Origin of the sequence: Chelativorans sp. M5D2P16 (genome assembly GCF_034427935.1) — a bacterium.
Classification (GTDB): domain Bacteria; phylum Pseudomonadota; class Alphaproteobacteria; order Rhizobiales; family Rhizobiaceae; genus Chelativorans.
This window is the reverse complement of the sequence record NZ_JAXQNM010000012.1, coordinates 1-21,711: the sequence shown is the minus strand read 5'-3', so window position 1 is coordinate 21,711 and position 21,711 is coordinate 1. Positions and strand designations below refer to the sequence as shown.

The following is a 21,711-nucleotide window of genomic DNA, read 5'->3' as shown; positions in this document are numbered from 1 at the left end:
GAACCCTTGAATGCTGAAACTCGACGACCGCGACCTGAAAATCCTCGCCATCCTCCAGAAGGAAGGCCGGATCTCCAAGACGGCGCTGGCCGAGCGGGTGAACCTCACGCCCGCACCCTGCTGGGAGCGGCTCAAGCGGCTCGAGAACGCCGGCATCATCACCGGCTATCGCGCAGACGTCGCGCTCAACCGCATCGCGCCCCATGTCGTCGTTTTCATGGCCGCGGAACTGGAGGGGCACCGGGCGGAAAACTTCCAGCTCTTCGAGCGCTGGGTGAAGAACATCGACGAGATCGTCGGCTGCTGGGCCGTGGGCGGCGGCTTCGACTACATCCTGCAGGTTGTCGCGCCCGACATCGACGCCTATCAGCGCCTCGTCGACCAGCTTCTGGAGGCGCGACTGGGGCTCGTGCGCTACTTCACCTATATCGTGACCAAGCCCGTCAAGCAGCCGAAAAGCCTTCCTATCGAACTCCTTGCGGCAGGCGAAACCACTCCGCAGAAGAAATAACGCCAAGAACCTGTTCACTTTAGAAAGATCATTGGCGGGAGGCCGCGCTTACAGCGGTTTTTTTGGGTCCTTCGGCCCCATTTCATGGGCAGTATCAGCGCGATCCGATTAGGGAGTGAGCCCATGTCCGCCCTTGCCGCACTCGAAAAGACCGACCTCTCTCACCTGCGCGACCCGCGCCTCTTCCGCGAATATGCCTATGTGAACGGCCGCTGGATCGCCGCCGAAGGCGACCGCGCGCTCGACGTCACCAATCCGGCCGACGGCGCCCGCCTCGGCGCCGTACCCGCGCTCGCCGCCGCCCAGGCCGAGGCTGCCATCGAGGCCGCCCACCGTGCCTTCGCCGGATGGTCGGCGCGCCTGCCCCAGGAGCGCAGCGGACTTTTGAAACGCTGGCACGCCCTGATCGTCGATGCCCGCGAGGACCTTGCCCACCTGATGGTGCTGGAACAGGGCAAGCCGCTTTCGGAGGCCCGTGGCGAGATCGACTATGCGGCATCCTTCATCGAGTTCTACGCCGAAGAGGCAAAGCGGCTGAACGTGGAGAGCGTGACCTCTCACCTGCCCGGCGCCGAGATACGGATCTCCCGCGAGCCGGCCGGCGTGGCGGGGCTCGTCACGCCGTGGAACTTCCCCGCCGCGATGCTGACGCGCAAGGCCGCGGCGGCCCTTGCAGCCGGCTGCACGGTGGTCGCCCACCCCTCCTCCGAAACGCCCTTCTCGGCGCTGGCGCTCGCCGAACTGGCAGAGCGCGCGGGGCTTCCCGCCGGCGTCTTCAACGTGCTCACGGGCAAGGCGTCCGAAGTGGTCGGCGCGATGACGGCTTCGCCGAAGGTACGTGTGCTGTCCTTCACCGGCTCGACGGAGATCGGACGTCTGCTTTACGGCCAGTCCGCCGCAACGGTGAAGAAACTGGTCATGGAGCTCGGCGGCCACGCGCCCTTCATCGCCTTTGCCGATTGCGATCTCGACCGGGCAGTGGACAGCGCAATCACGGCGAAATTCGCCACCTCCGGCCAGGATTGTCTGGCGGCCAACCGCTTCTATATCGAGCGACCGATCTATGATGCCTTCCTCGCCGCCTTCACCAGGAAAGTACAGGCGATGACGGTCGGCACGGGACTTTCCGATCCCGATATCGGCCCGCTCGTCAACGAACGGGCAGTCGCCAAGCAGGAAGAACATGTGGCGGATGCGGTCGAAAGGGGCGCGCGCCTGCTCGCCGGCGGCAAGCGGACCGAGGCGGGTGCGAACTTCTTCCGGCCGACGGTGCTCGCGGATGTGCCGGAGGATGCGCTGGTCCTCCATGAGGAGACCTTCGGCCCCGTTGCGGCCTTCGTGCCCTTCGATGACGAAGACGACGTCCTGGCCCGCGCCAACGACACGGAGACCGGGCTCGTGGCCTATGTCCACACGCAGGACCCCGCCCGCATCGCCCGCTTCTCGCGCGGCCTCGAGTTCGGCATGGTCGCGGTCAACCGCACCAAGATCACCGGCGCACCCATCCCCTTCGGCGGGGTCAAGCAGGCCGGCCTCGGCCGCGAGGGCTCCCGCATGGGAATGGAGGAATTCACCAACGTGAAATATGTGTGCTGCGACACGCCTTGAGGATCGTCGATGTTCGCCAACCCCTTCACAGACGAGGAACTCGGCAACCGGCTTGAAACCGTGCGGGCCGCCATGGCCGAGCGCCGGCTCGACATGGTGCTCCTGTCGACGCCGGAAAACATCTTCTATCTGACCGGCCTCGACCACTGGGGGTATTTCGCGCCGCATCTGCTTGTCGTCCCGCCCGAGGGTGAGATGGTGCTGATCACCCGCCAGATGGAGCGCGTCTCCATCGAGCGGCAGGTGCGCAACGCGCTCTTTCAGGGACATGCCGACAACGAGACGGCCGCCGATCTGGCGGTGCGCTTCCTCAAGGATTCACTGGCAGCCAAGGACCGCTCGCGGGCCGTGCTCAAGGTCGTGGTCGCCGAGATCGAGGAACAGAGTGACGGCGCCATGCGCATCGGCGTGGAAACCTGGTCGTCCGGGCACTCCTACGGCTTTGGCTACGCGCTCCGCGAAAGCCTTTCCGATGTCCACTGGGTGGACATCACCGGCCTCGTCGATGAACTGCGACTCGTCAAATCGCCGGCCGAGCAGGCGTTGATGCGCAAGGCGGCCGCGATATCGGATGCTGCCGCCACGGCCGCCATAGATGCCATAAATGACGGTGTCGCCGAACGCGACGTCGTGGCGGAATGCCACGCGACGATGATCCGCGCCGGCGGCGAGGTGCCCGGTTTCGGCCCGTTCATCCGCCCCGGCCCGCGGCTGGGTGAGGAACACGCCACCTGGGGCAACGACACCTATCGTGCGGGCGAGCCGGTCTTCATCGAACTGTCCGGCTGCGTCAGCCGCTATCATGCGCCGCTCGGGCGCCTCGTCCATGTCGGTTCGATCCGCGAGGAGGACGCGCGAATGGCGGAAGTGGCGGGGCGGGCCTTCGACGCCGTTCTCGGCGCCCTGCGCCACGGCACGCGCGCGTGCGACGTCTATGCTGCCTGGCAGGCTGTCGTGGACGAGGCCGGCCTTGCCCATCACCGCCGCCACCATTGCGGCTATTGCGTGGGCATCGGCTTTCCGCCGTCCTGGACCGGCGGCAACCGGGTCACCGGCCTCAGGCACGATTCCGACCTCGAGATCCGCGAAGGCATGACCTTCCACATCCTTTCCTGGCTCATGGGAACCGGCAAGGGAGACTTCTTCGTCTCCAACGCCGTGCTTCTCGGCCCCGGCGGCGCGGAAGTGCTGACCAAAACCCCTCTCGGTCCGACAGTAAAAGAATAGGAGACGACCATGCTTTTGAAGAACGACCAGCTCGACCAGTGGGACCGGGAGAATTTCTTCCACCCCTCCACGCATCTCGCCCAGCATGCGCGCGGGGAAAGCCCGAGCCGGATCGTCACCGGCGGCAGCGGCGTCTATATCGAGGACCGTGACGGCAAGCGCCTGCTCGATGCCTTCGCCGGCCTTTATTGCGTCAATGTCGGCTACGGGCGCACCGAGATTTCCGAGGCCATCGCCGCCCAGGCGAAGGAACTCGCCTACTACCATGCCTATGTGGGCCACGGCACGGAAGCGTCCATCACACTCGCCAAGATGATCCTCGATCGGGCGCCGAAGGGCATGTCCAAGGTCTATTTCGGCCTCGGCGGCTCGGACGCCAACGAGACGAACGTCAAGCTCATCTGGTACTACAACAACGTTCTGGGCCGCCCGGAGAAGAAGAAGATCATCTCGCGCTGGCGCGGCTATCACGGCTCCGGCCTGATGACCGGTTCGCTGACGGGGCTCGAAGGCTTCCACAAGAAGTTCGACCTGCCGCTGGCGCCGGTCATCCATACCGAAGCCCCCTACTATTACCGCCGGCCGGACCCGGCCATGAGCGAGGAAGCTTTCACCGCCTTCCTGGCCGCGGAACTCGAAGCGCTCATCGAGCGCGAGGGCGCCGACACCATCGCCGCCTTCATCGGCGAGCCGGTGCTGGGGACGGGCGGCATCGTGCCGCCGCCGGCGGGCTACTGGGAGGCGATCCAGAAGATGCTCAAGAAGCACGACATCCTGCTCGTCGCCGACGAGGTGGTGACCGGCTTCGGCCGTCTTGGCTCCATGTTCGGCTCCGACCACTACGGCATCGAGCCGGATCTCATCACCATCGCCAAGGGCCTGACCTCGGCCTATGCGCCGCTTTCCGGCTCCATCGTCGGTGAGAAGATGTGGAAGGTGCTCGAGCGCGGGACGGACGAGAACGGGCCGATCGGCCATGGCTGGACCTACTCCGCCCATCCCATCGGCGCCGCCGCCGGTATCGCCAACCTGAAGCTGGTGGACAGCCTCGGCCTGATAGAGAATGCGGGCGAGACAGGCGCCTATCTGGTGGAAACGATGAAAGAGGCCGTCGGCGATCATCCCAATGTCGGCGAGGTGCGTGGCGAAGGCATGCTGTGCGCCGTCGAGTTCGTCGAGGACAAGGAAACCCGCCGCACCTTCGATCCGGCGGCGAAGGTCGGCCCCCAGGTCGCCGCCGCCCTCCTGTCGGAGAGCGTCATTGGCCGCGCCATGCCCCAGGGCGACATTCTCGGCTTCGCACCGCCTCTATGCCTCACGCGCGAGGAGGCCGACAAGGTCGTCGACGCGACGGCCAAAGCCGTGAAGGCGGTGTTCAAGGGCTGAGTTTCGATAGGCGGCGGCCGGCTGGCCGCCCCTCTTATTGGACCGTTCCGGCATGGATCCCGGGATCACGCCGGAACGTCACCGTGCTGCGGCGATCGAAAGGTCAATGGCCTCAAGCCGAAGGCCGGTGAATGGCGCCGGGATCGGGAAAGATCCCGGCGAGTTCCTCTCCGCCGATCGGTGCCTGCTCAAGTGCAATAACGCCTGTCGCCTCGCCCTCCGCGAAGGACAGGAGCGCATTGAACTTCTGCGCAAGCACGCGCATCGCCCGATTGTTCGGGTGGGTTGTCACGCGCAGATGCATATAGCCAAGCGCCCTGGCGTGGGCGATGAGCCGCTTGAACAGTTCGCTGCCCAGTCCGCGATGCTGCAACGGGCGCTCGACACTGAAGGCGATTTCCGCCGTGGGCGGGTCGAGTTCCGCTTGCTCGTGCAATTCCGCCGCTCCCAGCACCCGGCCGTCCTCCACATAGCCGATCACCGTCGCCCCGTCCCGGAAGCTGCGCGCGGCATATTGAGCGAGAAAAGCGTCATTCGCCGCGCCGTTGAAGCGGTCGCGACGGCTTTCCGCGTCCAGCCGCATGAGATGATCGCGGAAAAGACCGAGTTCGGATGGTCTCAGGCGGCGAACGATACCGCTCGGTATTTGATTCTGTTTCGTTTTTCGGGCCACAAGTCGCACTCCTCGCGGGTTCCTCCCCGAGCCGTTCGACTCCGCTTCCATATGTGGAGAAGGCGCTTGAACCGCAAGGCTCTTCGCCGCCGCGCAATGCAGCGATGCACGATCTGCAGGGCAGAAGGAACACGCCGCGTATAGATGACGAGCAAAATCATGTTTTTTGCAATCGTCTCTGGAATTATTCTAATCTATGGGCCATATTGGGCGCTAACGAGCGAAAGGGATCCTATGCGTCTGACCCGGCAAACCAACTACGCGATCCGCATTCTCATGTACTGCGCGGCCAACGACGGCCGCCTGAGCAGAATTCCGGATATTGCGCGGGCCTATTCGCTTTCCGATCTGTTCCTGTTCAAGATTCTTCAGCCGCTCGTCGAGAACGGCCTCGTGGAGACGGTGCGCGGCCGCAACGGCGGTGTGCGGCTGGCCAAACCGGCCAAGGATATCACCCTGTTCGACGTGGTCCGTGTGACGGAGGAAAACTTCGCCATGGCGGAATGCTTCGAGAACGAAGCCTCCGAATGCCCGCTTGTGGACAGCTGCGGCCTCAATGAGGCCCTGCGCAAGGCGTTGGGTGCCTTCTTCGAGGTGCTGGCATCCTACACGATCCACGATCTTGTGGAGAAGCGACCCCAAATGCGCGGACTGCTCGGCATCGAATTGCCCGAGGCACGTGCGGCCGCCAATTAAGGCGTGCGGGCATCCATCTGCGGACCCTGTCTTGCGATTCCTGAGGGCTTAGCCGAAAGCTAAGTCCGCCGCGTTCGCAAGAATGGAGCACACACACGCTTCAGGCTGGAATATCGTAGTCTGTGCCGAATGTCGAACTTCCCGGGCAAGCCAGGCACCCCTCGACGCCTCGAGGGGACGCCTCATTCACTTGTTCAGGATCAGCTTGCCCTGCCGGGTGATTTTCAGGCGGTAAAGGGAGCCAGCGTGTTCGATGGCGATTTCCCGCCGGCCGCGGAACAGATCGATGCTGGACAGGGTGCGGTCGGGAAGCGTCCCGCCGCCATGGTATTCCCGGTTGATGGTAAGCTGCACGGAATCTTCCCTGCGAACGGACATCTCGCTTCTCATGGTCTTCCCTCTCCTTGAGCGCGTTCGGCATGGCTGCCGGCCCGGCATTTATTGACTATCGCAATCAACTTTTGTAGAGACTGCGATACCTGATTGAAAAAGTCAAGATATCGCCTGGGAGGCCGAACGGGTCGTTTCGCCCCTCCCCGGATGCGTTTGCCAAAAGGACGTGAAACATGATTCCCTTCGAGAGACTCCACCGTTTGGCCGCGCCAAGGGGTGACGGGCTGCACCCCGAACTCGCGGCGTTGCTGCACCGTCGCGCAGCCATTGCCGCGGATCCGACGGTCGTCGAGATCGGCTATAGTGGCCAGTCGGGACCGAACCCTGCAACGCCGGACACTTCGGAGGCTCTCGGCAATGTCGTGCCGTTTCCGAAAACTCCGAAGACGGCACGCGAGAAAAACGCCAGCATCAACAACGCCAGCATCAGATGAGAGGATCAGGCATGTTCATCGCAATGAATCGCTTCAAGGTGGTCGCGGGCTCGGAAAAGGCCTTCGAGGAGGTGTGGAAGGGGCGCGAATCGCGCCTCGAGGACATGCCGGGTTTCGTCGAGTTCCGCCTGTTGCGCGGTCCGCACAATGCCGATGAAGGCTACACCCTCTATGCCTCCCATACCATTTGGCGCAGCCACGACGATTTCGTCGCCTGGACCAAATCCGACAATTTCCGCGAAGCCCACAAGAACGCGGGGCAGAACAAGGACCTCTACAAGGGTCCGCCGATCTTCGAGGGTTTCAGCAGCGTCGAAGGCGCCTGAGCGCCCAGACAAAGCTCCCAGTAAGCGGCCGCCTCAGGCGGCCGCCAACAGCGTCGCATTCCCGCCCGCTGCCGTCGTGTCGACGCACACGGCGCGCTCGTGCACATAAGCGGCCGGGTTGATGCGCTCCGTCACCAGCGGCACGATCGGCCCCTCGCGCGCCGCCAAGGCCCGGCGAAGGGCGCTCAGCCATGCCGCCTCCCCACGCGCCGCCACGAGATCGACGGCAACCGATGCCAGGTCTTCCGGCTCGACCTGCCCGTCCAGCGCAACCAGCGGCAGATCCCGGTCGAGAAGCGGCCGCAGCCATGCCGTGGCAGATTCGCCGACGGCCAGGACCGCGTTGCCCGCGGCAAGGGCCTGCACGACCTGCGCGGCCAGCGTTTCCTCGTCCACGCCCAGACACAGGACGCGTCCTCGCGCAACCAGTTGAAGCGCGTTCGCCTCGCCCGTCGGCCCGGGCAGATCGACCGGCCCCTGGTCGAGCGCGGCGGCCGCCGTCAGCGCATCGCCCCAGCGCCCGCGCAAAAGCCTGCGAAGCACGGCGACGCGGTCTTCCCGCCGCGCCCAATCGCCCGGCCGAAGCGCGTCCATGCTTGCCGTCAGCAAGGACTTCTCGATCACCGCGCCCGGGGCGGCGGCCTGCGTCTCCGCCGCCTCGCGCCGGAAACGACGCAGATAAAGCGGCCCACCGGCCTTGGGCCCCGTGCCCGATAGCCCTTCGCCGCCGAAGGGCTGGGAACCAACGACGGCGCCGATCTGGTTCCGGTTGACGTAGAGATTGCCGACATGGACGCTGTCCACAACCTCCTGCACACGTGCGTCAATGCGCGTGTGAAGCCCGAAGGTCAGCCCGTATCCCTTTGCGTTGACTCGGGAAATCACCTTGCCGAGTTCTTCCGCCTCGAAGGTCGCCACGTGCAGGACGGGCCCGAAGATCTCGCGCTCCATTTCCTCGATTCCAGAAACCTTGAAAGCGCTCGGCGCCACGAAGCGGCCGCCCTCGGGCCGCCCGATCCTGGCGATCAGCCGCCCTTCGTCCTCCATCCGCCGGCTATAATCGGAAATTCCCGACAGTGCCTCCTCGTCGATGACCGGCCCGACATCGGTGTCGATGCTCCACGGATCGCCGACGCAGAGCGCATCCATCGCCCCTTTGAGCATCGTGACGATGCGCTTCTCCACATCCTTTTGCACGTAGAGGATGCGCAAGGCCGAGCAGCGCTGGCCGGCGCTCTGGAAGGCGGAGGCCAGGATGTCGCGCACGGCCTGCTCGGGCAAGGCGGTCGAATCGACGATCATGGCGTTGAGCCCGCCGGTCTCGGCGATCAGCATCGCATCGGGTGCCGCCGTCTCGGCAAGCTGCCGCTCGATCAGACGCGCCACCTCGACCGAGCCGGTGAAGCAGACACCGCCGATTCGCGGATCGGCGGTAAGCGGGGCACCGACACCCGGCCCGTCGCCGGGCAGAAGCTGCAGCACATCCTCCGGCACCCCCGCTTCGTGCATCAAGGCGGCCGCGCGCGCGGCGATCAGGCAGGTCTGCTCCGCGGGCTTGGCGATGACGGCGTTGCCGGTCACCAGCGCGGCGGCGATCTGGCCGGTGAAGATAGCGAGCGGGAAGTTCCAGGGCGAGATGCAGACGATGACGCCCCGCGCCTCGGTGCCTGCTTCCGCGTGCGGCGCCCCGTTGGCGTAGTAGCGCAGGAAATCCACCGCCTCGCGCACCTCGGCGATGCCGTCGGGCAACGACTTTCCGGCCTCGCGCGCGGCAAGCGCGAAGAACTCGCCGGCATGCGCCTCGTAAAGGTCGGCGATGCGCCGCAGTATATCGGCCCTCTCCTCGACCGACTTCGCGGCCCATCCTGGCTGGGCGGCAAGCGCCAGGCCGACGGCCTCGTGCGCCTGCTCGGGCGAAGCGTCGGTGACCGTGCCGACCACCTCGTTGGTGCGTGCCGGATTGACGATCGTGCGCGCCTTCCCCGCGCCCGCCGCCCGCGTCATCGGCCGCGCCTCCCAGCGCCGCGGTGCGTTGAAGGCAAGCCGCGCCGCCTCGATCTCGGCCATGGTCCCCGGGTCGGTAATGTCCCAACCCTTCGAATTGCGCCGCCCCGGACCGAAAAGCATGGTCGGCGCCGGGATCGCGGGATTGCTTGCCGTCTCGTGCGTCTCGACCATGGTGAAGGGATCGCGCGCGATTTCCTCGGCACTCACGTCCTCATCGACGATCTGGTGCACGAAGGAGGAATTGGCGCCGTTCTCCAGCAGGCGGCGCACCAGATAGGCGAGCAGGTCCTCATGCGCCCCGACCGGGGCGTAGATCCGGCAGCGCGTGCCCTCCCGCCGGCGCACGATCTCATGCAGCGCTTCGCCCATCCCGTGCAGGCGCTGGAACTCGAAAGCGTCCTCCTTGTCCTCCGCCATGGACAGCACCGCCGCCACCGTGTGCGCGTTGTGCGTGGCGAATTGCGGGTAGATGCGGTCCGTCATCGACAGGAGCTTGCGCGCACAGGCGATATAGGAGACGTCCGTATTGGCCTTGCGCGTGAAGACGGGGTAGCCTTCCAAACCCATCACCTGGGCGCGCTTGATCTCTGTGTCCCAGTAGGCGCCCTTCACCAGCCGCACCATGATTCTGCGCTCGAGCCTGCCGGCCAGCGCATGGAGCCAGTCAAGCACGTAAGGCGCACGCTGGCCGTAGGCCTGCACGACGACGCCGAACCCGTCCCAACCCGCGAGCGAGGAATCGGAAAGCACACGCTCGATCACGTCGAGCGACAGGTCGAGCCGGTCTGCCTCCTCGGCATCCACGTTCAGCCCCATCTTCGCCTCGCGCGCCGCCTGCGCGAGCATCAAAAGGCGCTCCGCCATGACCGGCAGCACGCGCTCCCTCTGCACCGCCTCGTAGCGCGGGTGAAGCGCCGAAAGCTTCACCGAAATGCCCGGGTTGGCGCGGATATCCGCGCTGCGGGCCTCCCCCGCCAACGCGTTGATCGCCTGCCGATACGCCTCGAAATAGCGCGCGGCATCCGTTTCCGTCCGCGCCGCCTCGCCCAGCATGTCGTAGGAGTAGGTGTACCCCTTCTCGGTGTTGGAACGCCCGCGCCGGATCGCCTCGCCGATGGTGCGGCCGAGTACGAACTGCTCGCCCATCTCGCGCATGGCGGCCGCAACGGCGGTGCGAATGACAGGCTCGCCCAGTCGGCGCACCATGGCGCGCAAAGTGGCCTCCACCCCGCTACCCCGCTCGTCGAGCACGCGGCCCGTCAGCATGAGCGCCCAGGTGGACGCGTTGACGAAGATCGACGCGGACTCTCCCGAATGGGCCGACCAGTCGTGCGGGGTGATCTTGTCGCGGATGAGATCGTCGACCGTCTCGGCGTCCGGCACGCGCAACAGCGCCTCCGCCAGGCACATCAGCGCCACCCCCTCGCTGGTCGAAAGCCCGTATTCGGACAAAAAGGCTTCCATCAGATGCCGGTCCGAATGCGCCCGGACCGCGCGCACCAGTTCCACCGCCTGCGCCGAGATCGCCTCCCGGCGCGCTGCCGACAGGCGTGCCGTTTCAACCAGTTCGTCAAGCGCGGCCTGCTCCCCGGCGAGGTAGTGCGCGCGGATCGTCTCGCGCAGATGATCCAGATCGGATGCGGCCATCGTTCACCTCTCTGTCGGCACAAGGCACCTTCAATATCATATGGTGCTTTGCCTACCGGTCTAAAGTCAAAAGCTTGCCAGCCCTTCCGGACTAATTTATGCGCTCATGACAGGACATACAGGCTGCACAGATCATGAACGCAAATCTCTTAGACCGCATCGACCGTAACATACTCGACACGCTGTCCAAGGACGGCCGGCTCTCCATTGCCGCGCTGGCCAAACGCGTGGGTCTGTCCAAGACCCCGGTTCAGGCCCGCCTTCGCCGGCTGGAGAAGGACGGCTTCATCCGCGGCTATGCGGCGATCATCGACCGCGAGCGCATGGGGGAAGGCCATATCGCCTTTATCCAGGTGACGCTCTCCGACACCCGTTCGACGGCGCTCGAGGCCTTCAACCGCGCCGCGCTGGCGATGCCGGAAATCGACCAGTGCCACATGATCGCTGGAAGCTTCGACTATCTTCTGAAGGTGCGCACGCGGGATATCCGCTCCTATCGCCGGGTGCTGGGCGAGAAGCTCTCGGAGTTGCCGCACGTCTCCCACACCTCCACCTTTGTCGCCATGGAGACGGTGAAGGACCTGTGACGCCTTCGCATTTGCCTGCGCCCCGGAACATGCTATGCGCGAGCCCGTCTCGAACGGGAATATGCGTATGACGGAACTGGGCGTCGCCGCGGTCGGCGAATGCATGCTGGAACTCTCCGGCGGGGAAGGCGGCAACTGGCGCATGGGCCACGCCGGCGACACGTTCAACACGCTGTGGACCTTGCGGGCACTGACGCCGAAAACGATTCCCGCAGACTATGTCAGCGCCTTCGGCGACGACCCCTTCTCGGCCGATCAGAAAGCCTTCTTCGCCCAAAACGGCATCGGCACGGCCGCGAGCCCCGTCATCGCCGACCGGCGCCCGGGCCTTTACGCCATCACGCTCGACGGCGCCGAACGCTCCTTCACCTATTGGCGCACCGATTCGGCCGCGCGATGCCTCGCCGACGACCCGGCCTCCCTTGGAAAAAGCCTGCAGAATCGGCAGCTTGTCTATTTTTCCGGAATCACTTTGGCAATTCTGGAACCCCCTGCCCGCAAAGCGCTGATCGAAGTGCTCCGGCAGGCACGCGAGGCAGACAGCCGCATCGCCTTCGACCCGAATTACCGGCCGCGCCTGTGGGCCTCCTCTCAGGAGGCGCGTGCGGCAAACGACGCGGCACTCGCCGTTACGGACATCGCCCTGCCGACCTTCTCTGACGAACAGCAGCTTTACGGCGATGCCGATCCTCGCGAAACGACCGCCCGCCTCGCCCGGGCCGGGGTGCGCGAATGCGTCGTCAAGAACGGCTCCGAGCCGACGGTACTGGCTGCAGGCGGTGAAATGGCGACCATTTCCGCCTGCCGCGTGACCCATCCCGTCGACACCACCGGTGCCGGCGATTCCTTCAACGGCGCTTATTTAGCGGCGCGGCTTGCCGGCGACGCGCCGCAGGGCGCCGTCCGCCGTGCCCATCGCGTAGCGGCGGCAGTGATCCAGGTTCACGGCGCCCTGGCGCCATTCGCGGTGCTGCACAAGGCCTTCGAAAACGAAGCTGAGGAAAACTGAACGACCCAGCCCTGCTGTGAATCGCCACACTGGGAGGCGTATACCCCCTCTCGTGCGGGCACAGGCGCCTTTTCCCGCAACAGTCGATGCTGGTGACTGGTTGCAAGGCCGACGCAGCCTCTATCTCCCCCTTGGTAGGGGAGAAAGCAAAGTCTTGGGCTTGGCGCAGTTAAGTCCGTAGAATTTGCAAGAGAGGGGGCCTTCGCCGTCGCGTAACAGGCGCCAAGGCGCCGGTCACGCCCGCTTGCCGCGAAGATCGGGCGGCATCGCCTCCTCGGAAAGCTGGCGCACCGCCTCTTCGAGAGTGAGCGCGCTTTGCTCGCGCGAACCCAGCCGGCGGATGTTGACCGACCCTTCCTCCGCCTCGCGCTTGCCGCACACGAGGATCACCGGCACCTTGGCCAGACTGTGCTCGCGCACCTTGTAGTTGATCTTCTCGTTGCGCAGGTCGGTGTCGGCGATCAGGCCCGCGTCCCTGAGACGTTCAGCCACGTCTTGTGCGTAGGAATCGGCGTCGGAGGTGATGGTGGCCACCACCACCTGCACCGGCGCGAACCAGAGCGGGAAATGCCCGGCGAAGTTCTCGATGAGGATGCCGAGGAAGCGTTCCATCGAGCCGCAGATGGCGCGATGGATCATTACCGGCTGCTTCTTCTCCGAATCGGAGTCGATGTAGAAGGCGCCGAAGCGTTCGGGCATGTTGAAATCGAGCTGCGTGGTGCCGCACTGCCACTCGCGGCCGATGGCGTCCTTAAGAACATAGTCGAACTTCGGCCCGTAGAATGCGCCATCGCCGGGATTGACGGCCGTTTTGATCCGCCCGCCGGAGCGCTCTTCGATCTGCTCCAGAACCTTGTGCATGATCTCCTCGGCATGATCCCAGAGCGCCTCGTCACCCACCCGCTTCTCGGGCCGGGTGGAGAGAAACACCGTGACCTCCTCGAAGCCGTAATCCGCATAGGTCGAGAGGATCAGGTCGTTGATCTTCAGGCACTCCTCTGCAAGCTGCTCTTCGGTGCAGAAGATGTGCGCGTCGTCCTGGGTGAAGCCGCGCACGCGCATCAGCCCGTGCAGCGCGCCGGACGGCTCGTAGCGGTGCACCGCGCCGAATTCCGCCATCCGGATCGGCAGATCGCGATAGGACTTCAAGCCGTGCTTGAAAATCTGCACATGGCCCGGACAGTTCATGGGCTTGAGGGCAAAGGTGCGTTTGTCCTCGGCTTCCTCATCGGCGCACTCGACCTTGAACATGTTCTCCTTGTACCAGCCCCAGTGTCCGGAGGTCTGCCAGAGGGAATGGTCGAGCACCTGCGGTGCGTTGACCTCCTCGTAGTCGGCCGCCAGACGCCGGCGCATATAGGAGACGAGGTTCTGGAACATGCGCCAGCCCTTGGAGTGCCAGAAGACGACGCCCGGCCCCTCCTCCTGGAAATGGAACAGGTCCATTTCGCGCCCGAGGCGGCGATGGTCGCGCTTTTCCGCCTCCTCCAGCATCCTGAGATAGGCGTCGAGCTGCTCCTGGTTGGCCCAGGCCGTGCCGTAGATGCGCGTGAGCATGGCGTTGTCGGCATCGCCCCGCCAGTAGGCCCCGGCGACCTTCATGAGCTTGAAGGCCTTGCCGATCTGGCCGGTCGAGACCATGTGCGGCCCGCGGCAGAGATCGAACCATTCGCCCTGCGCATAGATCTTGACGTCCTCCCCGTCAGGGATGGCATCGATCAGTTGGACCTTGTAGTTCTCGCCCTTCTCCGCGAAAACCTTTTTCGCCTTCTCGCGCGACCACACGTCCTTGGTGAACCGCTCATTGCGATCGATGATCTCGCGCATCTTCTTTTCGATGGCCGGGAAATCGTCCGGCGTGAAGGGCTCGTTGCGCGCGAAATCGTAATAGAAGCCGTTCTCGATCACCGGGCCAATGGTCACCTGCGTGCCAGGCCACAATTCCTGCACGGCCTCGGCCAAGACGTGGGCGCAATCATGCCGGATCAGTTCCAGCGCGCGCGGATCGTCGCGGGTGACGATCTCGACGCGCCCGTCGCGGCCCACCGGGTCGGAAAGGTCGCGCACAGTGCCGTCGAGCGCGTAGGCCACGGCCTTCTTGGAAAGCGATTTGGAGATGGAGCCGGCGATCTCCGCGCCGGTCGTCGCGGCGTCGAATTCGCGGACGGAGCCATCGGGAAATGTCAGGGAGACCTTGCCCCCTTGCTGGGCTTGGAAATTCATGGTCGACATAATTTTCTCCGCTATCCAGTCCCGCTTACGAACGCGGGTGGTTGATCATCGGCGGCCAATCGCCGCCGGCGGACATTTAGTCGACCTCCCCGCCAGCGTAAACCCTCGTCCCCGTTCTTTCAGCCCAGACGCCAGTAGTGCCACGGCGCCCACCATCTGTGGCGTGGCTGCAAGCGTTCCGGCACCGGATCGACCCCATGGGTGCCGCCCGGCCCGCAGCGAACAAAACGGAACAGTCCCATCCAGCCGCCCGCCCACAGCCCGTGCCGGGCTATCGCCTCGTAGGCGTATTCCGAGCAGGTGGGAAAATGCCGGCAGGAACTGCCGACAAAGCCGGAAAGCGTCAACTGATAAAGGCGCACGAGCCCCGTGCCGAAGAGTCGGCCAGGCGTTTTCGGCCAGGGACCCTGCCAGTTGCGGGAATGGGCAATCATGTGTCGTCCAGCAGCTTGCGTATGCGGCTCGCCAGGGCCGGAACGTCATCGCAGGCCGTGCGCCATACCAACAGCCAGTTGATCGACCCGTAGCCGTGTGAGAGTCGATTGCGCATCCGATAGGCTTCGATAAGTTCCAGTTCCTGATGCGCCTCGGCAAACTGTGAGTGCTGACTGACAATGCGGCCTGCCGCTTCTCCAATCGCTTCGATGCACTTGGCGACCGCCCAACGCATCATCTCGTCATTGAGGAAGTCTTTTTTCGTGGCCGAACCGCTGAATCGTTCCACACGGTCGGCAAAGTCTAGGATGTCCTGGAGCAACTCCTGAACGCTACCGTTCTGCATCGACATCACAAGCGCCGTTCGTCGCGGGCCACACGCTTTGCCACCGCTGTACTGAAATCGCCGGGTGTACGAATGTCGACCTTCACGCCCAAAAGCGCCTCGAGCTTCAATTCCAGCGCGGCAAGATCGAACAATGAAAGTCTTGAGTCGTCATGGTCCACCAGAATATCCAGATCGCTGCCTTCCCCATCCTCGCCGCGGGCGACGGAACCGAAGACGCGCGGATTGCTCACCGGATAGTGCGAAATGACGGCGAGCACCTCGTCGCGGTGTCGTGCGAGCGCTTCGGATGGACGCATGGCCTCGCCTCCCACTTCAAGCGGCCCTGCCGGCCCGCTTTTTCTCGATCTGGTCGATGCAGTCGACCACCGCGTCGAAGGTGAGCAGCGTGGAAGCGTGGCGCGCCTTGTAGTCGCGCACCGGCTCCAGATATTTCAGATCGGCAAAGCGCCCCTCGGGTGGCGGCCCGTTCTCCTTGAGCATGCGGTACATTTTCTCCCGCACCGCCCGCAGTTCCTCCGCCTCCGCACCCACGACGTTGCGTGCCATGATCGAGGACGCGGCCTGTCCGAGCGCGCACGCCTTCACCTCGTGCGCGAAATCGGTCACCACGCCGTCGGTCATCTTCAGATCGACGTCCACCGTCGACCCGCAAAGCTTCGAATGGGCCCGCGCGCTCGCATCCGGCTCGGCCAGACGGCCGATTCGCTCGATGTTTCCGGCAAAGCCAAGAATTTTCGCGTTGTAGACGTCGTCGATCATGAATTTCCGCCTGACGGCGCGCATCAAGCATTGCTTGTCGCGCAGGTCTCTTTCATTCGCGCTTCCGACAAACTATATAATGATGGCATCCGGTCGAGGGCAAGAAGCGTATAATTATTGCCGCGGCCGGCATCAAAGCCGCCTTACGGGCGGGACTGTAGACAGTTCCTTCAACCCGCGAAAGGCTGTGAACCGTTTAACTCGTCCCTGCTGAGACAGGGACTACGGGAGACGCCTTATTATGGACGCGATTATCAAAAGCTTCCCTCCGCGCAGCGACAAGGGCACGTTGGTGGAGCCGAAGAGCTACCTCGACAAGCCGGTCACCGATCGGCCGAGCATCGAGGAAGCCGAAGCCGCCGTTCGCACGCTCCTGCGCTGGACGGGCGACGACCCGGATCGCGAGGGGTTGAGAGAGACGCCGCAGCGCGTCGTGAAAGCATTCCGCGAGATGTTTGCCGGCTACGACCAGTGCGCCGCCGAAGAACTCGGCCGCACCTTCGAGGAAGTGGCCGGCTATGACGATCTGGTGCTCATCAGGGATATCCCCTTCCACTCCCATTGCGAGCATCACATGGTGCCGATCATCGGCAAGGCGCATGTCGGCTATCTGCCGGCGGGCCGGGTGGTCGGTCTGTCCAAGATCGCCCGGGTGGTCGACATCTTCGCTCGCCGCCTGCAGACGCAGGAAGCCATGACGGCGCAGGTCGCCGGCGTTATCCAGGACGTGTTGCAGCCGCGCGGCGTGGCCGTCATCATCGAGGCTGAGCACATGTGCATGTCCATGCGCGGCATCCAGAAGCAGGGCTCGACCACGCTGACCACCACCTTCACCGGCCTCTTCAAGGAAAAGCCGGAAGAGCAGGTCCGCTTCATGACGCTGGCCCGCGACCCGCGCAACGGCTGACCCCATGTCGCAGATCGCGTTTGCTCCCCCCTCCTCCGACAAGAACGCGCTGGAGGAGGGCCGGGACTTCACGCCGCGTTTCGACGCCAATGGACTTATCACCGCGGTTGTCACCGATGCGGGAGACGGGCGCCTGCTGATGGTCGCCCACATGAATGCGCAGGCGCTCGCCAAGACATTGGAGACGGGAATCGCCCATTACTGGTCGCGTTCCCGCTCCACCCTGTGGATGAAGGGCGAGACCTCCGGCAACGTCCAGCATGTCGTCTCCCTCAGCACCGACTGCGACCAGGATGCGGTGCATCTCAGCGTTCGTGTCGCCGGCGACGGTGCAACCTGCCACACGGGCCGGCGTTCCTGCTTCTACAGGAATGTGGGTCTCGAAGACGGCCGTCCGGTACTCTTGGAGCAGGATTGAGCCTCATCCGATTGTCGGGCTGGCGCCGAATCGCTCTCGCATTCATAAATTGGATACGGTCCCGCATCAGAATTGAACGGGGCGAGGAGACAACCGATGCTCGATTGGGCGTCCATACGCGCAAGACAGGACGGCCGGGAGGACTCCCCGCCCGCACAAGCTGCCACCGGACAATCGACGAGTGCGCCCCCGGGCACCGGCATCGCCCTTGCGCTCGGCGGCGGCGCTGCCCGCGGATGGGCCCATATCGGCGTCCTGAGGGCGCTGGACGAGTCGGGCATTCCCATCGGCATGATCGCCGGCACCTCCATCGGCGCCCTCGTGGGCGGCTGCTATCTCGCCGGCAAGCTGGATGAGCTCGAGGATTTCGCCCGCTCGCTCACCCGCCGCCGCATTTTCGGCCTGCTCGACTTCAATTTCGGCGGCAGCGGCCTTTTCGGCGGCATGAGACTGACGAATCGCATGCGCGAGCACCTCGACGGCATCACCTTTGCCGAATTGTCGCGCCCTTTCGTGTGCGTGGCCGCCGAAATCCGCACCGGCCACGAGGTGTGGCTGTCCAGCGGATCGCTGATCACGGCCATGCGCGCCTCCTATGCGCTGCCAGGCGTATTCGAGCCGGTCGTCTGCAACGGGCGCGTCCTGGTGGACGGTGCGCTGGTGAACCCCGTGCCCGTCTCCATCTGCCGCGCCTACGAGCAGCCGCTCGTGGTGGCCGTGAACCTGCATTACGACCTCTTCGGCCGCGCCGCCGTCATAAAGCATTCCGCCGACCTGCCGGAGATGGAAGACAAGCAGGCTGACGGGCGCAAGACACCGCTCGTCGTGGACAAGGGCCCCCGTCAGCGCAACATGCGGCTGGGCATAACGGGCGTCATGGTGGAGGCCTTCAACATCATCCAGGACCGCATTTCCCGCGCCCGCATGGCGGGCGACCCGCCGGACATGTCGCTGCAGCCCAAGCTCGGCCATATCGGCCTGACGGAGTTCTATCGCGCCGACGAAGCCATCGCGCTCGGCTACGAGGTGGCAAGGGCGCAACTCAAAGAACTGGAACGGCTCCTCACCGTCGTCGCATAGAGCGCTTTCGGTAAAAGCACTTGCCGTCGCACAAATACAGTGAAGCGAGCACACTCCGCTCCAAGCCACCATGGCAGCGCCGGGACAGCCGGATAGCAGATATGCTTCATAACAAAATTGTTCATATATTCTAATGGCTTGTGTCACAATTGCGACATAGTTTTGCCGTGAAAGACGGCTGCGGGGGCATTCATATTTTGAGGATATTATGAAAATCTATAATCCGTACGACAGAAGCACACCCTATCCGGGCAATGTCGAGACTACCCCGATACACAGGGGCGTGCCTGGGAACTGGAACATCGAGAACTATATCAATTCCCTCCTGAATGGCGGCTACACCCGGGGCGTGCGCGGAACGTTCTACGACAAGGACGGCAATGAAATCTTCCCTTACGATTTCCTTGACGACGACCGCGCCGCGAATGAGCCCGCCAGCAACGGGGACGACCGCGCCGCGGACCAGCTAGCCGGCAACGGGGAAGACCGTGCCGCGGACCAGCCCGCCGGCAACGGGGAAGACCGTGCCGCGGACCAGCCCGCCGGCAACGGGGAAGACCGCGCCGCGGACCAGCCCGCCGGTAACGGGGAAGACCGCGCCGCGGACCAGCTCGCCGGCAACGGGGAAGACCGTGCCGCGGACCAGCCCGCCGGCAACGGGGAAGACCGTGCCGCAGACCAGCCCGCCGGCAACGGGGAAGACCGCGCCGCGGACCAGCCCGCCGGCAACGGGGACGACCGCGCCGCGGACCAGCCCGCCGGCAACGGGGACGACCGCGCCGCGGACCAGCCCGCCGGCAACGAGAACGGTGGCTACACCCACGGCGTGCCCGGGAACGGCAACATCGAGGACTATATCTCCTCTCTCAAGAACGGCGGCTATACTCGGGGCGTGGGGCCCCATGACAAGGACGGCAACGAGATCTCCCCCGAGGACTATATTTCCTCTCTCAAGAATGGTGGTTACACCCGGGGCGTGCCGTTCATTGACGAGGATGACAACAAAATCTTCCACGATGATCTTCGTGACGACCGCGCCGCAGACGGCGCCGCGGCTCCCCATGTCGACAGCACACCGATGCCGACACAGGAAATCGACAACGGCACTGCCCACCTGCCGATCGCATAACGGCGAATCGGTTAACGTTCAGAACGAAGGCTCCGGCGGAACACTGCCGGAGCCTTTTCTGGGAATGGCTTGCGGTCGTATCGGCCTGGCGACATTCCCGCGCGCCAATGGGATCGTTGCGTTCGGCCACGAGGCCAAAGGCGCAGCCGGGGGAATGAAAGCGCCACTGCGGCGCTGTTTGCCGCCGCTCCATCAGGCAGCTCCGCGCCCAACGTTTAAAGAAAACACTTATATAGAATAAGCACTTAAGCCTTGACATCGCGCTGTCTTCGCTGCCAAGCACACGAATAGAATGCCTATGAAGGCCACAAGCGTCTCCGGTCGTTCATTGGCATCTGCACCGCTTGAATATAGAATCTGGAGAGGAATGCCATTTGAAATAATGGTTCAATTTATGTCTAATTGTATTAGAGTATATTGTTTCGCATTGAAAAGCATTGTGAAAATATAAAAACAGGTCATGACAGGAGTGATCATAATCATGACATAATCCTGTCGTTTCAGACGCTTCGTTCATTTACGAATTTTTAAAGCATAGAGGTGTTTAAAATGGCAATTCTTTCTACGATTACCGATCAACTCGGAAATTCCACTCCGATCGAGAACGGCGGATCCCTCCCCGCGCAGGACGCTCAGGCGGTGCGCGTCGCCGCAGGCGAGGGCGACGTGACTCTCTGCCGCGAGGGCGACGATCTGCTCGTCGACTTCATCGGCGGGGAGCAACTCCGTCTCGAGGGCTTCTATGCCGAAGACGGCGAGACGCCCCTCTTCTATCTCCAGGGAATCGACGGCAATTACGCGCCGCACGACGTGCCCGAGGCGCAGAATGCCTGTGCCGTCGCTGGGGCCGGTGCAGCAGCGGCCGGCGCAGGCGCCGCCGGCAGCGGCGCGCTGCTGGCGGTCGCCGGACTTGCCGGCCTTGCCAGCATCGTCGGTTCCGTCGCGCTGAGCGACGACGACGACAAGGACAGCAACCACAGCCCGAGCTTCGACGACGGCAAGGACGGCGGCGAGATCTTCGAGCGCGCTGACGGTGCGGCCGACGAGAACAAGACCACCCACGAGGCCGGCGGCGACATTGCCTTCCACGACAAGGACAAGAACGACGTCCACAAGGTGACCGCCAAGCTCCTCTCAGTGAACGATCCGGTGGACGACAAGCTGCAAAGCCATGGCACGTTCACCGCCAAGATCGTCGGCGACAAGGTGGAGTGGGACTATAAGGTCGAGGATTCGGCGATCGACTACCTCGGCGAAGGCGAGAAGCGGACCGAGATCTTCGAGATCACCGTTGATGACGGGCATGGCGGCACGACCACCAAGCGCGTCCCCATCACCATCACCGGCAAGAACGACGCGCCGGAGGCCAAGGACATCTCCGCCGAGGCGGACGAGAACGAGACGATCGTCCTCAAGCCCGACTACTCGGATCCGGACCGGAACGACACCCACACCTTCAAGCTCGACACGACCGGCACCAAGGGCAAGGTGATCCTCAACAAGGACGGCACCTTCTCCTACGACCCGAACGGCGCCTTTGACTATCTTGGCGAGAACGAGGTCGCCTACGACACGTTCAAGTATACCGTGCGCGACGAGCACGGCGCCGAGGTGACGAAGACGGCGAAAGTCAAGATCACCGGCCAGAACGACGCGCCGGTGGCCAAGGACATCACCGCCGAGGCCAAGGAGGACGGCCCGGGCATCACCATCAAGCCCGACGTCTCCGACGCCGATAAGGGCGACACCCACACCTTCAAGCTCGACACCAGCGGCACCAAGGGCAAGGTGACCCTCGAGGGCGACACCTTCTCTTACGACCCGAACGGCGCCTTCGAGCATCTCGGCGAGAACGAGGTCGCCTACGACACGTTCAAGTACACCGTGCGCGACAACCA

General features: G+C 64.1%; 22 protein-coding genes. 14 read left to right on the top strand and 8 right to left on the bottom strand.

Annotated elements, in window-relative coordinates; translation table 11 throughout:
- Positions 1-10 precede the first annotated feature (10 nt).
- From SIN08_RS05855 to SIN08_RS05840, 4 genes are all read left to right on the top strand, one after another.
- Positions 11-511 carry an Lrp/AsnC family transcriptional regulator gene (locus SIN08_RS05855; RefSeq protein ID WP_322450648.1) on the top strand — a complete coding sequence of 167 codons (501 nt, stop codon included), beginning with the start codon at positions 11-13 and terminating at the stop codon, positions 509-511.
- A gap of 123 nt (positions 512-634) precedes the next feature.
- Positions 635-2,119, top strand: a complete 1,485-nt coding sequence (locus tag SIN08_RS05850; RefSeq protein ID WP_322450647.1) for an NAD-dependent succinate-semialdehyde dehydrogenase — start codon at positions 635-637, stop codon at positions 2,117-2,119.
- A 9-nt stretch (positions 2,120-2,128) separates the two neighbouring features.
- Complete coding sequence (locus tag SIN08_RS05845) at positions 2,129-3,346, top strand: Xaa-Pro peptidase family protein (RefSeq protein ID WP_322450646.1); 1,218 nt, start codon at positions 2,129-2,131, stop codon at positions 3,344-3,346.
- 9 nt (positions 3,347-3,355) lie between these two features.
- Positions 3,356-4,732 (top strand): aspartate aminotransferase family protein, encoded by a 1,377-nt coding sequence (locus SIN08_RS05840; protein WP_322450645.1) that lies wholly within the window; start codon positions 3,356-3,358, stop codon positions 4,730-4,732.
- Between the two features lie 112 nt (positions 4,733-4,844).
- Here SIN08_RS05840 and SIN08_RS05835 read toward each other — a convergent pair whose 3' ends face one another.
- A complete protein-coding gene (locus tag SIN08_RS05835; RefSeq protein ID WP_322450644.1) occupies positions 4,845-5,405 on the bottom strand; it encodes a GNAT family N-acetyltransferase in 561 nt (186 codons plus the stop codon).
- A 234-nt stretch (positions 5,406-5,639) separates the two neighbouring features.
- Between SIN08_RS05835 and rirA the strand changes: the two genes are divergently transcribed.
- Positions 5,640-6,101 carry an iron-responsive transcriptional regulator RirA gene (rirA, locus tag SIN08_RS05830; protein WP_322450643.1) on the top strand — a complete coding sequence of 154 codons (462 nt, stop codon included), beginning with the start codon at positions 5,640-5,642 and terminating at the stop codon, positions 6,099-6,101.
- 186 nt (positions 6,102-6,287) lie between these two features.
- Here the strand turns inward: rirA and hemP are convergent, their stop codons facing one another.
- The gene (gene hemP / locus SIN08_RS05825; protein WP_322450642.1) at positions 6,288-6,491 is read right to left on the bottom strand and encodes a hemin uptake protein HemP; all 204 of its coding nucleotides are present in this window, start codon (positions 6,489-6,491) and stop codon (positions 6,288-6,290) included.
- A gap of 176 nt (positions 6,492-6,667) precedes the next feature.
- Between hemP and SIN08_RS05820 the strand changes: the two genes are divergently transcribed.
- Together SIN08_RS05820 and SIN08_RS05815 are read left to right on the top strand one after the other, a co-directional pair.
- Entirely contained in the window at positions 6,668-6,928 is a 261-nt protein-coding gene (locus tag SIN08_RS05820; RefSeq protein WP_322450641.1) for a hypothetical protein, read from the top strand.
- Between the two features lie 11 nt (positions 6,929-6,939).
- Positions 6,940-7,254: an antibiotic biosynthesis monooxygenase gene (locus SIN08_RS05815; RefSeq protein ID WP_322450640.1), complete on the top strand. Its 315-nt coding sequence runs from the start codon at positions 6,940-6,942 to the stop codon at positions 7,252-7,254.
- 33 nt (positions 7,255-7,287) lie between these two features.
- Here SIN08_RS05815 and putA read toward each other — a convergent pair whose 3' ends face one another.
- Positions 7,288-10,908, bottom strand: a complete 3,621-nt coding sequence (putA, locus tag SIN08_RS05810) for a bifunctional proline dehydrogenase/L-glutamate gamma-semialdehyde dehydrogenase PutA (RefSeq protein ID WP_322450639.1) — start codon at positions 10,906-10,908, stop codon at positions 7,288-7,290.
- A gap of 134 nt (positions 10,909-11,042) precedes the next feature.
- Here putA and SIN08_RS05805 point away from each other — a divergent pair, with 134 nt between their 5' ends.
- Positions 11,043-11,495 carry an Lrp/AsnC family transcriptional regulator gene (locus SIN08_RS05805; protein ID WP_322450638.1) on the top strand — a complete coding sequence of 151 codons (453 nt, stop codon included), beginning with the start codon at positions 11,043-11,045 and terminating at the stop codon, positions 11,493-11,495.
- Between the two features lie 67 nt (positions 11,496-11,562).
- A complete protein-coding gene (locus SIN08_RS05800) occupies positions 11,563-12,504 on the top strand; it encodes a sugar kinase (protein WP_322450637.1) in 942 nt (313 codons plus the stop codon).
- 234 nt (positions 12,505-12,738) lie between these two features.
- Here the strand turns inward: SIN08_RS05800 and thrS are convergent, their stop codons facing one another.
- The 5 genes from thrS to SIN08_RS05775 all read right to left on the bottom strand — a co-directional run bounded on the left by thrS (position 12,739) and on the right by SIN08_RS05775 (position 16,279).
- Positions 12,739-14,736, bottom strand: coding sequence for a threonine--tRNA ligase (thrS, locus tag SIN08_RS05795; RefSeq protein WP_322450636.1), 1,998 nt, complete (start codon positions 14,734-14,736; stop codon positions 12,739-12,741).
- Between the two features lie 119 nt (positions 14,737-14,855).
- Positions 14,856-15,170: a membrane protein insertion efficiency factor YidD gene (gene yidD / locus SIN08_RS05790; protein ID WP_322450635.1), complete on the bottom strand. Its 315-nt coding sequence runs from the start codon at positions 15,168-15,170 to the stop codon at positions 14,856-14,858.
- On the bottom strand, positions 15,167-15,523 hold the full coding sequence (locus tag SIN08_RS05785) for a DUF86 domain-containing protein (RefSeq protein ID WP_322450634.1): 357 nt from the start codon (positions 15,521-15,523) through the stop codon (positions 15,167-15,169). Before SIN08_RS05785 ends, yidD begins: the two co-directional genes overlap by 4 nt.
- The gene (locus SIN08_RS05780; protein ID WP_322450633.1) at positions 15,523-15,816 is read right to left on the bottom strand and encodes a nucleotidyltransferase family protein; all 294 of its coding nucleotides are present in this window, start codon (positions 15,814-15,816) and stop codon (positions 15,523-15,525) included. Before SIN08_RS05780 ends, SIN08_RS05785 begins: the two co-directional genes overlap by 1 nt.
- Positions 15,817-15,832: 16 nt before the next feature.
- Positions 15,833-16,279 (bottom strand): iron-sulfur cluster assembly scaffold protein, encoded by a 447-nt coding sequence (locus SIN08_RS05775; RefSeq protein ID WP_322450632.1) that lies wholly within the window; start codon positions 16,277-16,279, stop codon positions 15,833-15,835.
- A 241-nt stretch (positions 16,280-16,520) separates the two neighbouring features.
- Between SIN08_RS05775 and folE the strand changes: the two genes are divergently transcribed.
- From folE to SIN08_RS05750, 5 genes are all read left to right on the top strand, one after another.
- Positions 16,521-17,186, top strand: coding sequence for a GTP cyclohydrolase I FolE (gene folE, locus SIN08_RS05770; protein WP_322450631.1), 666 nt, complete (start codon positions 16,521-16,523; stop codon positions 17,184-17,186).
- A gap of 4 nt (positions 17,187-17,190) precedes the next feature.
- On the top strand, positions 17,191-17,604 hold the full coding sequence (gene hisI, locus SIN08_RS05765) for a phosphoribosyl-AMP cyclohydrolase (protein WP_322450630.1): 414 nt from the start codon (positions 17,191-17,193) through the stop codon (positions 17,602-17,604).
- A 96-nt stretch (positions 17,605-17,700) separates the two neighbouring features.
- Positions 17,701-18,684 carry a patatin family protein gene (locus SIN08_RS05760; protein ID WP_322450629.1) on the top strand — a complete coding sequence of 328 codons (984 nt, stop codon included), beginning with the start codon at positions 17,701-17,703 and terminating at the stop codon, positions 18,682-18,684.
- A gap of 208 nt (positions 18,685-18,892) precedes the next feature.
- Entirely contained in the window at positions 18,893-19,813 is a 921-nt protein-coding gene (locus SIN08_RS05755) for a hypothetical protein (protein WP_322450628.1), read from the top strand.
- A gap of 549 nt (positions 19,814-20,362) precedes the next feature.
- Positions 20,363-21,711 (top strand): Ig-like domain-containing protein (locus tag SIN08_RS05750; RefSeq protein ID WP_322450627.1); only part of this gene is annotated, 1,349 nt, incomplete at its 3' end.

Bases quoted from the DNA above. Each gene is read 5' to 3' on its own strand.
- SIN08_RS05855 (WP_322450648.1), top strand. From the start codon at position 11: ATGCTGAAACTCGACGACCGCGACCTGAAAATCCTCGCCATCCTCCAG.
- SIN08_RS05850 (WP_322450647.1), top strand. From the start codon at position 635: ATGTCCGCCCTTGCCGCACTCGAAAAGACCGACCTCTCTCACCTGCGC.
- putA (WP_322450639.1), bottom strand. From the start codon at position 10,908: ATGGCCGCATCCGATCTGGATCATCTGCGCGAGACGATCCGCGCGCAC.
- SIN08_RS05805 (WP_322450638.1), top strand. From the start codon at position 11,043: ATGAACGCAAATCTCTTAGACCGCATCGACCGTAACATACTCGACACG.
- folE (WP_322450631.1), top strand. From the start codon at position 16,521: ATGGACGCGATTATCAAAAGCTTCCCTCCGCGCAGCGACAAGGGCACG.
- SIN08_RS05800 (WP_322450637.1), top strand. From the start codon at position 11,563: ATGACGGAACTGGGCGTCGCCGCGGTCGGCGAATGCATGCTGGAACTC.
- SIN08_RS05755 (WP_322450628.1), top strand. From the start codon at position 18,893: ATGAAAATCTATAATCCGTACGACAGAAGCACACCCTATCCGGGCAAT.
- yidD (WP_322450635.1), bottom strand. From the start codon at position 15,170: ATGATTGCCCATTCCCGCAACTGGCAGGGTCCCTGGCCGAAAACGCCT.
- SIN08_RS05785 (WP_322450634.1), bottom strand. From the start codon at position 15,523: ATGTCGATGCAGAACGGTAGCGTTCAGGAGTTGCTCCAGGACATCCTA.
- thrS (WP_322450636.1), bottom strand. From the start codon at position 14,736: ATGTCGACCATGAATTTCCAAGCCCAGCAAGGGGGCAAGGTCTCCCTG.
- rirA (WP_322450643.1), top strand. From the start codon at position 5,640: ATGCGTCTGACCCGGCAAACCAACTACGCGATCCGCATTCTCATGTAC.
- SIN08_RS05820 (WP_322450641.1), top strand. From the start codon at position 6,668: ATGATTCCCTTCGAGAGACTCCACCGTTTGGCCGCGCCAAGGGGTGAC.
- SIN08_RS05760 (WP_322450629.1), top strand. From the start codon at position 17,701: ATGCTCGATTGGGCGTCCATACGCGCAAGACAGGACGGCCGGGAGGAC.
- SIN08_RS05815 (WP_322450640.1), top strand. From the start codon at position 6,940: ATGTTCATCGCAATGAATCGCTTCAAGGTGGTCGCGGGCTCGGAAAAG.
- SIN08_RS05840 (WP_322450645.1), top strand. From the start codon at position 3,356: ATGCTTTTGAAGAACGACCAGCTCGACCAGTGGGACCGGGAGAATTTC.
- SIN08_RS05775 (WP_322450632.1), bottom strand. From the start codon at position 16,279: ATGATCGACGACGTCTACAACGCGAAAATTCTTGGCTTTGCCGGAAAC.
- hisI (WP_322450630.1), top strand. From the start codon at position 17,191: ATGTCGCAGATCGCGTTTGCTCCCCCCTCCTCCGACAAGAACGCGCTG.
- hemP (WP_322450642.1), bottom strand. From the start codon at position 6,491: ATGAGAAGCGAGATGTCCGTTCGCAGGGAAGATTCCGTGCAGCTTACC.
- SIN08_RS05845 (WP_322450646.1), top strand. From the start codon at position 2,129: ATGTTCGCCAACCCCTTCACAGACGAGGAACTCGGCAACCGGCTTGAA.
- SIN08_RS05780 (WP_322450633.1), bottom strand. From the start codon at position 15,816: ATGCGTCCATCCGAAGCGCTCGCACGACACCGCGACGAGGTGCTCGCC.